The organism is Terriglobus saanensis SP1PR4 (genome assembly GCF_000179915.2).
Lineage (GTDB): Bacteria > Acidobacteriota > Terriglobia > Terriglobales > Acidobacteriaceae > Terriglobus > Terriglobus saanensis.
Map to the genome: position 1 here is coordinate 121,080 of NC_014963.1, position 12,137 is coordinate 133,216.

Annotated in this window: 12 protein-coding genes; 8 read left to right on the plus strand and 4 right to left on the minus strand. The window is 50.6% G+C overall.

Annotation, left to right across the window (positions count from 1 at the left end; translation table 11 throughout):
* Positions 1-140 precede the first annotated feature (140 nt).
* The 5 genes from ACIPR4_RS00565 to ACIPR4_RS21970 all read left to right on the plus strand — a co-directional run bounded on the left by ACIPR4_RS00565 (position 141) and on the right by ACIPR4_RS21970 (position 6,206).
* Positions 141-449: a hypothetical protein gene (locus ACIPR4_RS00565; protein WP_013566689.1), complete on the plus strand. Its 309-nt coding sequence runs from the start codon at positions 141-143 to the stop codon at positions 447-449.
* 996 nt (positions 450-1,445) lie between these two features.
* Positions 1,446-2,234, plus strand: coding sequence for a phosphoribosyltransferase-like protein (locus ACIPR4_RS00570; RefSeq protein WP_187290227.1), 789 nt, complete (start codon positions 1,446-1,448; stop codon positions 2,232-2,234).
* The gene (locus tag ACIPR4_RS00575; RefSeq protein ID WP_187290228.1) at positions 2,207-4,132 is read left to right on the plus strand and encodes an ORC-CDC6 family AAA ATPase; all 1,926 of its coding nucleotides are present in this window, start codon (positions 2,207-2,209) and stop codon (positions 4,130-4,132) included. The genes ACIPR4_RS00570 and ACIPR4_RS00575 overlap by 28 nt, the downstream gene beginning before the upstream one ends.
* Positions 4,119-5,066: a hypothetical protein gene (locus tag ACIPR4_RS00580; RefSeq protein WP_013566692.1), complete on the plus strand. Its 948-nt coding sequence runs from the start codon at positions 4,119-4,121 to the stop codon at positions 5,064-5,066. The genes ACIPR4_RS00575 and ACIPR4_RS00580 overlap by 14 nt, the downstream gene beginning before the upstream one ends.
* Positions 5,067-6,206: a methyltransferase gene (locus ACIPR4_RS21970; RefSeq protein ID WP_013566693.1), complete on the plus strand. Its 1,140-nt coding sequence runs from the start codon at positions 5,067-5,069 to the stop codon at positions 6,204-6,206.
* 150 nt (positions 6,207-6,356) lie between these two features.
* Here the strand turns inward: ACIPR4_RS21970 and ACIPR4_RS00585 are convergent, their stop codons facing one another.
* The 3 genes from ACIPR4_RS00585 to ACIPR4_RS00595 are packed head-to-tail and all read right to left on the minus strand — an operon-like array spanning position 6,357 to position 8,297.
* Complete coding sequence (locus ACIPR4_RS00585; RefSeq protein ID WP_013566694.1) at positions 6,357-6,905, minus strand: hypothetical protein; 549 nt, start codon at positions 6,903-6,905, stop codon at positions 6,357-6,359.
* Entirely contained in the window at positions 6,902-7,315 is a 414-nt protein-coding gene (locus ACIPR4_RS00590; protein ID WP_013566695.1) for a hypothetical protein, read from the minus strand. Before ACIPR4_RS00590 ends, ACIPR4_RS00585 begins: the two co-directional genes overlap by 4 nt.
* Positions 7,278-8,297: a hypothetical protein gene (locus ACIPR4_RS00595; RefSeq protein WP_013566696.1), complete on the minus strand. Its 1,020-nt coding sequence runs from the start codon at positions 8,295-8,297 to the stop codon at positions 7,278-7,280. Before ACIPR4_RS00595 ends, ACIPR4_RS00590 begins: the two co-directional genes overlap by 38 nt.
* A 224-nt stretch (positions 8,298-8,521) precedes the next feature.
* Here ACIPR4_RS00595 and ACIPR4_RS00600 point away from each other — a divergent pair, with 224 nt between their 5' ends.
* Positions 8,522-9,103 (plus strand): recombinase family protein, encoded by a 582-nt coding sequence (locus tag ACIPR4_RS00600; protein WP_281046993.1) that lies wholly within the window; start codon positions 8,522-8,524, stop codon positions 9,101-9,103.
* 14 nt (positions 9,104-9,117) lie between these two features.
* On the opposite strand, the gene ACIPR4_RS00605 is transcribed toward ACIPR4_RS00600, so the two are convergent.
* Positions 9,118-9,687: a hypothetical protein gene (locus ACIPR4_RS00605; protein ID WP_013566698.1), complete on the minus strand. Its 570-nt coding sequence runs from the start codon at positions 9,685-9,687 to the stop codon at positions 9,118-9,120.
* Between the two features lie 72 nt (positions 9,688-9,759).
* On the opposite strand from ACIPR4_RS00605, the gene ACIPR4_RS23430 reads away from it, so the two are divergent.
* Both ACIPR4_RS23430 and ACIPR4_RS00615 read left to right on the plus strand, forming a co-directional pair.
* A complete protein-coding gene (locus ACIPR4_RS23430; RefSeq protein WP_013566699.1) occupies positions 9,760-10,029 on the plus strand; it encodes a helix-turn-helix domain-containing protein in 270 nt (89 codons plus the stop codon).
* A 727-nt stretch (positions 10,030-10,756) separates the two neighbouring features.
* Positions 10,757-12,106, plus strand: a complete 1,350-nt coding sequence (locus tag ACIPR4_RS00615) for a hypothetical protein (RefSeq protein ID WP_013566701.1) — start codon at positions 10,757-10,759, stop codon at positions 12,104-12,106.
* Positions 12,107-12,137: the final 31 nt, after the last annotated feature.

Here is a 12,137-nt window from a genome sequence, read left to right on the forward strand (position 1 = left end):
AGCGGATCGCTGGCCGGTGTATCCTCCGGCACGTATTAGTTTTCGGCGCGAACGTATGGCTTCGGCCGGAGGATCTAAGTTGCTGGTCTCGATCCCGGAGCTGGTCGTCACGCCGCCGGGGCAAAGTCTCCGAGGTGAGAATGAAATACCAGGTGGTTCTACAATTTGCGACGGCAGGAATGAGTCAATTCGGTGAGCTGGTGGCTTTGGAGGAAGGCCTGATTCAAAACCTCCCGCCACCTTCCGAGGTGGATGGTCACGACTTCGGATCGGGTGAATTCAATATCTTCATCTTGACCGATCAGCCCAGAGAAACTTTCGATGCAGCGCGAAAACTGATAGAAAAAGGCTTCTTTCAGAGCCAACTTAGAGCTGCCTATCGCGAGAGGGGCAAGGGCGAATACGTCATTTTGTGGCCGGAGCATCTTGAAGAGTTCCGCGTGGCATAGAACTGAACGCCCGTTTGTTCCTGAGAAATTCTGCATCCTAGCCATTAGGCTATGTCTAAGAGGCTTTCGCGGTTTGTGCGGACGAAGAGCAATCAAGCGTCGGGGAACACAACCTGCGGCATAGCCTTTAGAGCTGATTAGTCGCTAATGGAATCAACCCTAAACGGTCTCTTTCATGCTTCGGCACAGCAGGATGCGCACAATTCTGGCACCTTACAGCACGCTGTCGACGCAATAAGCTTGTGCTGCACACGGGATGGTACCTCTACTCGTTGTTGCCCGGTCAAGCGATGCAATAGCGAAACAGAGCCGAACTGAATAAGAGATCGAGGTGCCAGGAATGCATGTTGCAAATCACGTATTCAAGGGAAATAAATGGTAGGCACGTCCGGATTCGAACCGGAGACCTCTACCGTGTCAAACTTCGCTTTTCTATTATTTTCAACAACATAGGAAAATTCGAAGCAACCCAAAGTGTTAGAAAACAAGCCTACACGATCGTTACTGTTCCCACATTGCACCCTCAGTTGTACCCACGCTGGCTATCGTCCCACGCGGCACGAACGGCAAGCCAGCGGTTGCAGGGTTCTTCCCCGCGCGTACATTCGCAGGCAACAGCTGAGATTTCTCTCCTTATCCGAAAAGCCCCTCAGCCGTCGACCTCGTTTTTCTCGCCTCACCGGATCTTTCAGCCATCTCTCGACATCGATCTTCTACAACAACTCTAAATCTTGGCATTGATCGGTTTACGTCTCGCATTCGCCGACGCAAGGATACGGTTTTACAAGAGATTTACGTTTCGCATTTAGGCCACCATTCATCTAGACTCACTCTTGAATGGCCAGTACTCCATCGACGCAACCGTCTCTCTCTGCGCGCCCAGTAAGCCGCGACGAGGTGGTTGCCAAATGCGCCTTCTTCACCCGCATGCACTTGTGGCCCTTGCGAAAGGCGCTTGATCCCGAATCCTGGCTGAAGAACTTTAGGAACAGCGAGATGGAGTACGCAGTCCATTTATTGAATTCGTTTATGTATTTCCACTCGAATCTCGTGCAAGAGATGTTCGCGTCCAGCGTGCAGGCACTGAGTCGAGGCATCGCTAAGAATAGTGGATCATTTATAACTGCTGCTTCAGCGTGGTCGACGTTCTTCGATAGCGCAATTATCGTTCCGGTCGCTGGAGAAAACTATAACCCCAGCGATAGTGGCTACTATTTCGCTCGCAGTGCTCGCCAACATCTCGGATTTCGAGAAGATCAAATCATGTCTCCCTCCGATGCGCTGGCTGCAATTTCGTCCAATTTGAGACCTATAATTTTTGTGGACGATTTTGTCGGGACTGGAAATCAATTTGTTGGAACTTGGTACCGCGATTTCGAAATTTCTGGGGGTTCCAAAACCTCGTTCTCTAAAATCGCTGGCGTGCGGGGTACCCGTTTTTTCTACTGTCCGGTGATCTGCACTCAATCCGGGCATGACGAGATCACGCTGCAATGTCCTTCTGTAACTCTCAGTCCAGCCCATATTCTTAGCGAAAGATATAGCGCGCTGCACCCCGATTCGCTCATCTGGCCTGATCGTCTGAGACCTGGCGCAATTCCGTTTCTTGAAGCGGCAAGCAAGAGAGCTGGTATACCAGACACGGGTGGCTCAAGCCCCGATGACTGGAGAGGCTATGAGGCCAAAGGTCTTGCGATTGCGATTCACGAGACAATTCCGGATGCGACACTCTGCCTTCTGCGCTGGAAACATAATGGGTGGCATCCTCTGATGGTGAAATCATGAATTCGGCTGAGCAGTTTCCTTCGGCCGAGGTACAACTCAGCGAGATATTTGGGGGCTACAGAGCCGAGTGGTTGAAAGAGAAGATCTTCGATCTCTTTACAGAGCCAACCTACTTTCCTGAACTCAAGACCTCTCGTCCTTGCGTCTTGATTGGCGGACGCGGTACCGGGAAAACAACCGTCCTTCGCGGGCTCTCGTATGAAGGCCAGTACGCTTTGTCCGGCCAGAAAGCCTCTGCAATCGCCGATTGGCCATATATTGGCCTCTATTATCGGGTGAACATAAATCGTATTGCAGCATTCACCGGTGGGGATGTCTCTGAGAGCGAGTGGGCTCGCTTCTTCGGTCACTACGTCAATCTTTTGCTCTGCGATCTCATCTTGAAATTTCTTGATTGGTACCAAGTAAAAACGGGCAGCATAGTCGAACTTCCTCAAAAAGCCTATTTGCTTTTAGGCAAAGCCCTTCATTTTGAAAACGTTCCTGTAGGCCTAAAAGATTTAGGCGACGCGCTAGAAAGCGTTCGCACAGATTTCGAGGCTGCCGTGAACAACATCGCGGACCAGACACGGCTTCCCATGTCTATCCAAGGCGGCCCAATTGACATTCTTCTCACCCATCTACTTGAACTGCCTCAATTCAAGGGAAAGACCTTTTTCTTCCTCATAGATGAATACGAGAACCTTCTGGAGTACCAGCAACAGGTGATCAACACTCTCATTAAACACTCCGGAGAGATCTACACCTTCAAGATCGGCGTGAAAGAACTAGGTTTCAAAACGCGTACGACTTTAGACCCGACTCAGCAACTGATCAGCCCTTCAGATTATGTTCGGATCGACATCACTCAGAAGCTGAGCGGAGAGCAGTTCCGGAATTTCGCTCTTAACGTGTGCAATGCACGCATGAGTCTCCTTCACCTTCAAGGTAGCGATCCTATTCAGCAAGTAGAAAGATTGCTACCCGGCCTGTCCGAGGACGAAGAGGCCAATCTGCTAGGGATCGGCGAACAAATCGAAGTCCTCGTTGGCCAACTTACACGGGCCAATCGAAACGTCACGCGGATTCGAGAAATCGAGCCACTACGCGCATACTTAATAAAATGTTGGGCCGAATCAAGAGGCCTTTCAGTCGCCGAGGTCTATGATGACTTTCTCAGCAAAGCTGAATCTTGGGATACGAGATATTCCAACTACAAGCATGCCCTGCTTTACAACATCAACAGAAGAAAGAGAGGAATCAGACGTTACTATGCTGGGTGGGACGTTTTCACACGTTTGGCAGCGTCAAACATCCGATACCTCTTGGAGCTTGTTGATCAGAGCCTTCTTCTTCACTATCGGAAGCATGGTTCACTAGAAAGTCCAGTTTCACCGGAGGATCAGACTTTAGCCGCTCAGGCTGTTGGTAAAAAAAATTTATCGGAGCTTGAAGGATTATCTGTTTCCGGAGCACAACTCACAAAACTTCTGTTGGGCCTAGGTAGGGTATTCGGACAGATGGCAGAAGATTCTACGGGACATGCCCCAGAAATAAATCAATTCCGTCTAGGCACGGAAAATGGTGAAGACGAAATACCTTTAGACCTGACGAGGGTAAACGCACTTCTCGACTCGGCGGTGATGCATCTGGCCCTCGTTCGTCTAGGAGGCACCAAACCAGGAAGCGACGGCGACACTCGTGAATGGGACTATATGGTCCATCCAATCTTCAGTGCATTCTTCGTGTTTAGCTACCGAAAGAAGAGGAGGGCAACGCTAAGCCCCGACGATCTTCTCGGCCTAGTAGATAAACCGCGAGAGACGATCCGAGAGATTCTTCACCGCCATCACAGAACTGAGGAGCCTCTACCAGAGCAGCTCCGTATTTTCGGAGCATATCTCAGTGATCAAAAATAGACCGCTATTTACGGATATTTTTGAAAAACCCGAAACCTTCCGCCCGGATGCAGACAGCTCATATATTTTTGGGGGCTCTCAGGAGGAGCGCGCGGAACACTCCGCTGATTGGGAGAACGCTTGCGAAGACGTTCAATTCAACAAAATTTTTGGCGAGACCCTAGAAAGCTTTTCCATCGATTGCAATGGAAAAATAGAGACTGTTCGCCTCAGAAGCGGCGCGGATTTGCGCGAGTTTTGGCGACGGCTGAATAGACATAAAGCATATATAGACATCACAGGCTTAGAGCATCGCATCTGGGCTCCCCTAATCAAGTCGGCTTTCGCTGTGGGAATTCAGCTTCGCGTTGTATATCGTGAGCCCATCATTTATCGGTTTAGCCCTCTTCCTCGAGAAGGGGACATCTTTGACCTCAGTGAACGGATTACAGGAATCGCACCGCTGCCAGGATTTGCTCGCTTGACCGAGGCGGAAGATGAAGAACAGATAAGCTTCGTCGCGCTCTTAGGGTTCGAAGGCATTCGCTTCAAATATTGTGTCGAACAAGTTCAACCGCCTCGAAATCGGATCATCCCCATAATCGGAGTACCGGGATTTCAAGCCGAATATCCTTTCTATACGTATGACGGAAACCGCCCTGTACTGGATGAAACTGGAGCGTGGAGTCGAGCTCGCTTTGCGCGTGCCAATTGCCCTTTCAGCCTCTACTATTTGCTCGAAGAGATTGCAAGCGAGAACAGGCTAGATCTCATAAAAGTGGCGATGATCGGAACTAAACCTCACGCGTTGGGTGCGGTTCTCTTTTCGCTTTTGAGTCCTCGTACTGTCGAATTAATTTATGATCATCCGATTCGCAAGGCGTCCCGCACAGAAGGTAAGGGTCGGGTGCTTGTGTATTCCGTGTACGCGATGTCTCTGATGGGCGGGGTGTAAATGGCGAGAACCGACTCAATCTACACGCCAAGAGTTCTTGCCAACAGAATGGCTAAGGCGTGCGACGGCCAACCCTCGATAGTGGCAGACTTCACTGCCGGGAGTGGAGAACTGCTTCGCGCCGCTATGAAACTTTGGCCGGAAGCTACTTTTATAGGAACGGACATATCCAGCGTAGCCGTGTCTGCGCTAGAGAGAGCGCAGGGGATCGATCAAACGGGAACGTGCGACTTCTTATCTGCAACTTCTAGAGCCAAATGCAAAGCTCTAGACACTGTGAAAAATAGGATCGACCTTGTACTTCTCAACCCTCCCTTCAGTTGTAGAGGAGGCACAAGACAATCTATTCGTACCCTCCACTTCGCCGTCACCTGTAGCGTCTCGATGGCTTTCGTCCTCGAGGCTTTCGAGTATCTTCGAATTGGGGGGGAGTTGGTAGCACTGCTACCAGCAGGTTCACTCACTTCACAAAAAGATCGTGAAGCATGGGCTCAATTACGGCGTCGTGCAAACATCAATATTCTCAGTCGATATGGAAGCAGAACCTTTGGAGCGTGGGCGCCAAGTACAGTGCTCCTCCGCGTGGTAAAGGAAGGCAGCGCCAAGAAATTAACTCACGCAGAATCAGCAAGTTTAGCCTTGAACCCCCGCCATGCGGCCAAAGTACTCGTAAAGCGCGGGTGCCTTCAAATGCATAGGCTTGAAGAAGGAAAATTGCAGTTGGCGCACAGTACCGACCTCAGGAACTATGGCATTGAAGATAGCGGGCGAAGGGTGCAATCCACAACCTCAACGGTTTCCGGATGGTTTGTTGCCCTCTGTCGAGTTGGAAGTCCTCGCAAAGATAAAATTGCAATTCATTATGCGCTTAATCCGATGGCACTTTCAGATTGCATCATCGCGATCTGTTGCGAGAATCAAACGACAGCAAAGAGACTCCATCGAAAACTGATCGCCCACTGGGGAAAAATATCTAATCTCTATTCCGGAACGGGTGCTAAATACATCACGCTCTCAAACCTTCTACAGCTCTTAGCCACAATCGGATATTCTCCCGGAATTGCATCGAGAGACTGCGATCTTCATGGGCTGACTTCTCAGAGCATTTCGAGAACGATGGAAGGCATAAGGCCCTCATGAAGAACGATTTTCTTGCGGCTAACGCTACGCGTGTACCGTCAAACAAGAAAATTCTGCTTGACTCACCGATCGACATAATCGCGAGTATAGAACGGAGAGCGGCCCCCTTTCTCCGAGCCAAAGATGGCAGGGCGGTCAGTCTTGAAGCGTTCATTTGGCGAGGTGAAAAAACGTCTCAAGATGAGGCAAAATATCCTTGTAAAAAAACTCTGCGCCCTTTGCCACACTGATTGTCGTCATCAGGACTTTGAAGGCATTGCGAACACGACCAGTGTTCCGGCTTTCATCTGGCTTTTTTGCTTCGCCTTCAAGATCTTCGATTGCACTTGCGGCATCTTCTTTCTCCGCGCTGCTAAGTTCTGGTGAGGCGTGGAGCGATGCTCTGAGCTTGGCAAGACCCTCCAACGCTTGCATCTGCGTAGCGTTATTCTGTGCCGTTCCGGTGATGTTTCCATGAACTTCGCCACCAGTCACAGCAACCCCGGCGTTTCCAATATTGGTGTTGTTCATTGTCGTCATGGTGATTGATCCTCTTCCAAGTATTAGACTCATTGCGGTAAGAGCGTAGGGTATGTGTTCTTCGTCAATCTCTAAGAGAAGTTCGTCTTGTGCTCGTCTAATGTGCTCAAGGTCGGGCGCGATTGAGTCACGCCATTCCATGATCATTTGCTTAACGGCCTCTTTGCTGAGGCCGCTCATGATCCTGCCTCAAACGCCGAAAACCCCTCGTCTTCTTCCTTGTCGGTGGCTAAACTTGGTTGAGCCGCCTCAAACACCGTTACTAGGGGTCGTTCGCGAGTCGTAAACAGCTCTTCAAAACGGTCGGGCAATCTGCGCGGTATGGAGCTTGGCAGATCGTAAAGATCGGATGCTACGACCCCATCAGGTGTAAGAACCGTATACCGAACCCTTAGCTCGCCGTTCTGAGTTGCTTCATCCAGCGCACCAGCGAGCTCAAAGATGTCCAGGTCCGGAAGATCCGCTGCCAACAGCGTTGGATTGATCAGTTCCCAATCATCGTGACGCTCGAAATATCGCTGGAGTTCCACGTACGTACCATGGAATGGCGATTCAGCCTTTGCTAAACGCTCTAAGCTGTCGAGTAACATAGTCAATCCCTCGGGAGTTCTGATGACGTGAGATAACAACCTCGTTCTCACGACGGGCCCCGATCAGCGTGCTAATGTCGCTGCTGAAGCCCTGATCCGGTTGCTTTGTCCAAATGACTCGCTGTTGGTTGTAGTAGCTGTTGTTGTCCAGCATTCCCTTAGCGGCTGATCCGGTGGCTGCGGTGCCAAACAAATCTGTGTCGGGGAGATGTGATTGAAATCTAACCTTGTTGTGAAACTCATCTTCTAGTTCAGCATCACCAAGCTTGTATAGCTTGCCTTGCTTATCTTTCTCTTCAAAGAGCCTTTGGTTAATCTTACGCAGACCCCAAGGTGTGAACCGCTGCAATGGGATGGCTATGCCGACGGCCTTCTCAAGATATCTGCGCCAAGAGTCAACCTGTTCGTTCGCGGAGTCCCGGGGTGTTCTAAATTCTAGTAAATCAGGGGCATTCCAACGTGCAAGTAGAACATATCTATAGTCTTCTGGCGCATATACGTGAAGGATGCGGGATGTCGATTCACGAATCACCTCACCTGTCGGAACCTCGCGAACATCGTGACCGTAAAATTTGGCGACCCAGTCGCCAGGCTTATGTTTGCCCCACGGGCGAATTTCCGATAAGGCAAGCGAATTTGGTTTCACGTCAAGGTTAGGTTCGGCGCTGGCCTTTTTGCCCAAAATGGTCTCTCGAACATAATCGAGAGTGAGAAGCTGCTGCACCTCTTTGATGGGGCAGCGAAGGTAGAAGATGCGTTGCGGGGAGTTCTCTTCTGCATCACGTAGCCCTTCGTAAACTCGCTCGATATCGATTGAATGGCTGTTTAATGCGCCACGGAGGTTCGTCCGCACAAGTTCGTCTTTGCTTTCGGCACTGAGTTTCACGTTCTTGTTGCCGAGACCTATTCTTAACATGCCCTTGATCTGATCGACGGTGCAGGCATCTTCGACCAGTTCGAGTAGGCGATCCAAATTCGCCACGTTGTGCTCTCCGTATGACTCCGAGACTATTGCGCGGCTTCGCAAAGGTAAAGGGGTGACAGAGAAACTAAGTGTCGGGTTCAGGTATACCCCAACTAGACAGACCTATACTGACAGATTGCTCGCCAAGAACTGTCAGGTTGAAGCACGTGTGAATATTTCTTGACACATTCAGAGAGGTCTCTTAAAGTTCAACTTGACACTTTATGACGGAGGTGACGCAGGTGACGAAGACACATAGAGGCAAGGACATTGGCTATGTTCGCGTTTCGAGCGCGGAGCAAAACGAGGCACGGCAGCTGGAGGGGTTAGGCCTGGACAGAACTTTCACTGACAAACTGAGCGGGAAAGACATGAATCGGCCTCAGCTTTCCGCCGCCCTTGAATACCTACGGGATGGGGATACGCTTTTCGTCCACAGCATGGACCGTCTCGCACGCAATCTGGACGATCTACGAAAGATCGTCTTAGGGCTCACGGAGCGTGGGGTGCATGTGTCCTTCGTAAAGGAAGGCTTGCTCTTTACCGGAGAAGACTCGCCGATGAGCAATCTCTTGTTGAGCGTTATGGGCGCATTCGCGGAGTTTGAACGCTCCCTGATCCGAGAGCGTCAAAGGGAGGGTATTGCAGCGGCGAAGAAGGCAGGTGTCTACAAGGGCCGGAGGCCTAAACTCAACGAGGCAATGGTAATTGATCTGAAGCGCAGAGCAGCGAATGGAGAGAAACGCGCGATGCTCGCCCGTGAGTTCAAGATCAGTCGCGAAACGCTCTACACCTATCTAGAGAAGCCCACTCTCACTGCTTAGATAGCAACTAGGAATCAACGTCTCCGCGCTGGACGAAGCGGAAACGCGACAGCAAGGAAGCGGATGAAACCGAATATCCACGCAAAGATGAGGAGTTGCTCAAAACGACTTGACGAAAAAATGATGGTCTGGAAGAAGAAGAGGGTGCGCACGAATGCCGATGCAAAAAAAATAATCCCGGATAGACTCCACAGCGCAAGCCAGATATGCAAAGGGGCCTCGCCGCCATAGATATATGCAAAAGTCGATGCAAACACACCAAAGACGAATGTGTAGGAGAGAAGGTAAAGAATGATGTCACCGGCGTAAAACGCAATGCTGGCGTTTTCTGCTCCCTCTATTGACCGCCACACGTCAGGAAATGCCTTTGGGTCCGTGAAGAACAACCATATAGATGCGAAACCTCCGAGGATAAAGCAGACGCCGAACAGCAACCGCGCAAATCGCTCTCTGGGATGAGCTTGCCAGTACTCCGCGCGCCGCAAATGAGCCCGTTGGTGTGCTTCCACGAGACTTGTAGCCGGTGGCAAACCTTCACGGAACCATTCAGTGGGCACATCCGAGTCGGTCCAAGGGTAACGCAATGAATTTCTCCTCTAGTCGATGGATACTATAGTCGGTCGCACTATAGTATTCAATGCCTCGATCCTTCTCTTATGGCACAACAGCCAAAGCGGGGAGAAGCCCGGGCAATTAGAAGCCCGGAGGAGGCGTTCGGTGCCTCCCTTCGCGTGCTCCGAGAGCAAGTCTCGATCTCTCAGGAAACTTTGGCCGCCGAGGGCGGATATCACCGTACGTACATCGGTCAGCTAGAGCGCGGAGAGAAGAGCCCTTCACTTCGGACAATTTTCGCTTTAGCTCAAGTTCTCAAAGTGCAACCTTCAGATCTTCTCAGGTCGACGGAGCTCGCACTCGATCAGCGCTAGTCTGTGTTGCTAAATGGGGCAGCGGTCCCTGATCAATCATTTTTCAAGTCTCCGTGCAGGCGGGAGTTGCATATTCCTGTGTACCAAACACTTAGACTGAACACTTCATTCACTCGAACAAAAGAAACGTTTCCGGCGTAGGTTTCGGCTTTCCCCCCGCCGTTCGATTTGTCTATATGGGTCCCTTTACAGGACGCCGATTTGGAGATTTCAAACTTGAATCGTCTATAGGTCGTTCATTCCTTTAAGAATTGGTTGAATGTGCCTACTTGACTACGTTAAATGTCTATAAGTTATATAGGTTAGTGCTAGATAAACTGCTCAAAATCATCTTTCTGGATACTAATATCTAGACGACCCAATCGACGGTCAGTTGTTCTTCGCTAACACTAAATCCCTCACATCCCAAACTACAAAGGAGATTGCCAAATGGCAAAACTTCATACGAAGGAAGAGCTGCGCTCTTTTTATCTATACCTACGGTCGAGGAGACTTGACTATCAGCGAAAGGCACGAAAAATCCTTGGAGACGCATGTTCTCGCTGCGGATGTCCGCACTCCCCCGACTCTGCACTAAAGCTGCGCTTCGTTGCATTCGACGATCCACTCAGGCTTAAGTACAAGACCAACCCTGTCACCTTGCATCGAAGGCTATGCCGCGAGCCAGACCTTCGAGACCGTGTCGAACTTATTTGTCCCATCTGCTCAATTAAAGGAGATTCGCAACTTGGATAAAGGAACAGTCACCAATTCAGAAAGTAAGTCGACGCTCTACGGTCGCAAAAACCTCACAAGTTACGGTCTGCTATTAAGCGATGGAACTCTAGTGGAGGCGATATACGATGAAACGAAACGTCCCTCACTCTCCTTCTTAGTGGCTCCGCCCGACGGGCCGACTTCCGAAGCTAACTCATTCACTGATCGCGGAGAAGTCTTTAGTCCCCCGACGGGCGACGTGGATGTGATTTCAGGTGGCACAGTCACTTTAGCGTCAGGAGTAGCGGATTACGGAACGCCCGCTCTCCTCATCGAGGAACTCTACAAATACTTACGAAGATCAGTGGATTTGGAACAGTTTCAGCTGAAGCTTATGGCGAACTGGACGTTGATGACTTATGCATACGATGCATGGGACGCTGTCCCTTATCTTCGCTTCAAAGGAGAACCTGGGACTGGAAAAACGCGCTGTCTAGCTATGTTGCAACTGCTCTGCTACCGTGCGACCGATCTCGGCGTCGGACCTTCTAAATCGGCGTTGTTTCGGACAAGCGATCGCGTAAGAGGCACCATGCTTATTGACGAAGCAGATTATGAGGGAGATCTCCGTTCTGACCTCATACAGCTTCTCAACGCTGGGTACAAGAAAAACGGAACCATGACGATCTCTAGTCCGCACGGCGATGATTGGAAGGCAAAGCCATATCGAGTTGGAGGTCCTAAAGCGCTTGCAAATCGAGAGGACTTTCCAGATCGGGCGACGGAGACAAGGTGCGTCACAATCCATACAGTACAGAAGCCGCTCGCGCCTCATATTCCCACCCGTCTGCCCCCGAGCTTTATGGCCGACGCTGCTGTCATCCGAAAGAAACTCCTTCAATGGCGCATCGATAATGCTCGTTCTCTTCCATCTTTGGAGGGTGAACTGTCGTGTTTGGAGGCAAGGGCACGGGAAATATGCCTTCCTCTCTATAGCTGCTCTCCAGATCCTGATTTTCGACAAGAACTACTCCAATGGTTCAAGTGCCACACGATGGAACTGCGGCATGAAGAGCCATCGAGGATCGTTCTGGAAAGCATCATCGCATGCCGACCAAAAGATCAAGAGGCAATTCCTGTCGCGAGAATCCGAAAAAATGCTCTTGTGATCGCTGCAAGGCGGGACCTGCCAGATCGTCACTTCGCGCCGAAACGGGTAGCCGACTTGCTGCGGGGATTGCGGTTCGAAACGAAAAGAAGGAACGATGGAGCCCACTTCTACTTCGACGCCGCCGTTTTTGAGCAGCAATGTAAGCGTTTCGAAATTTCAATAGGGTGCCGTGACGGAAGCGATGCAGACGCAAAGAGCAGTACGTGTTAGCTGCTTAGCTTTCGCTTATACCGCTAGAGTC

Bases quoted from the DNA above. Each gene is read 5' to 3' on its own strand.
- ACIPR4_RS00565 (WP_013566689.1), top strand. From the start codon at position 141: ATGAAATACCAGGTGGTTCTACAATTTGCGACGGCAGGAATGAGTCAA.
- ACIPR4_RS00570 (WP_187290227.1), top strand. From the start codon at position 1,446: ATGGAGTACGCAGTCCATTTATTGAATTCGTTTATGTATTTCCACTCG.
- ACIPR4_RS21970 (WP_013566693.1), top strand. From the start codon at position 5,067: ATGGCGAGAACCGACTCAATCTACACGCCAAGAGTTCTTGCCAACAGA.
- ACIPR4_RS00585 (WP_013566694.1), bottom strand. From the start codon at position 6,905: ATGAGCGGCCTCAGCAAAGAGGCCGTTAAGCAAATGATCATGGAATGG.
- ACIPR4_RS00590 (WP_013566695.1), bottom strand. From the start codon at position 7,315: ATGTTACTCGACAGCTTAGAGCGTTTAGCAAAGGCTGAATCGCCATTC.
- ACIPR4_RS23430 (WP_013566699.1), top strand. From the start codon at position 9,760: ATGGCACAACAGCCAAAGCGGGGAGAAGCCCGGGCAATTAGAAGCCCG.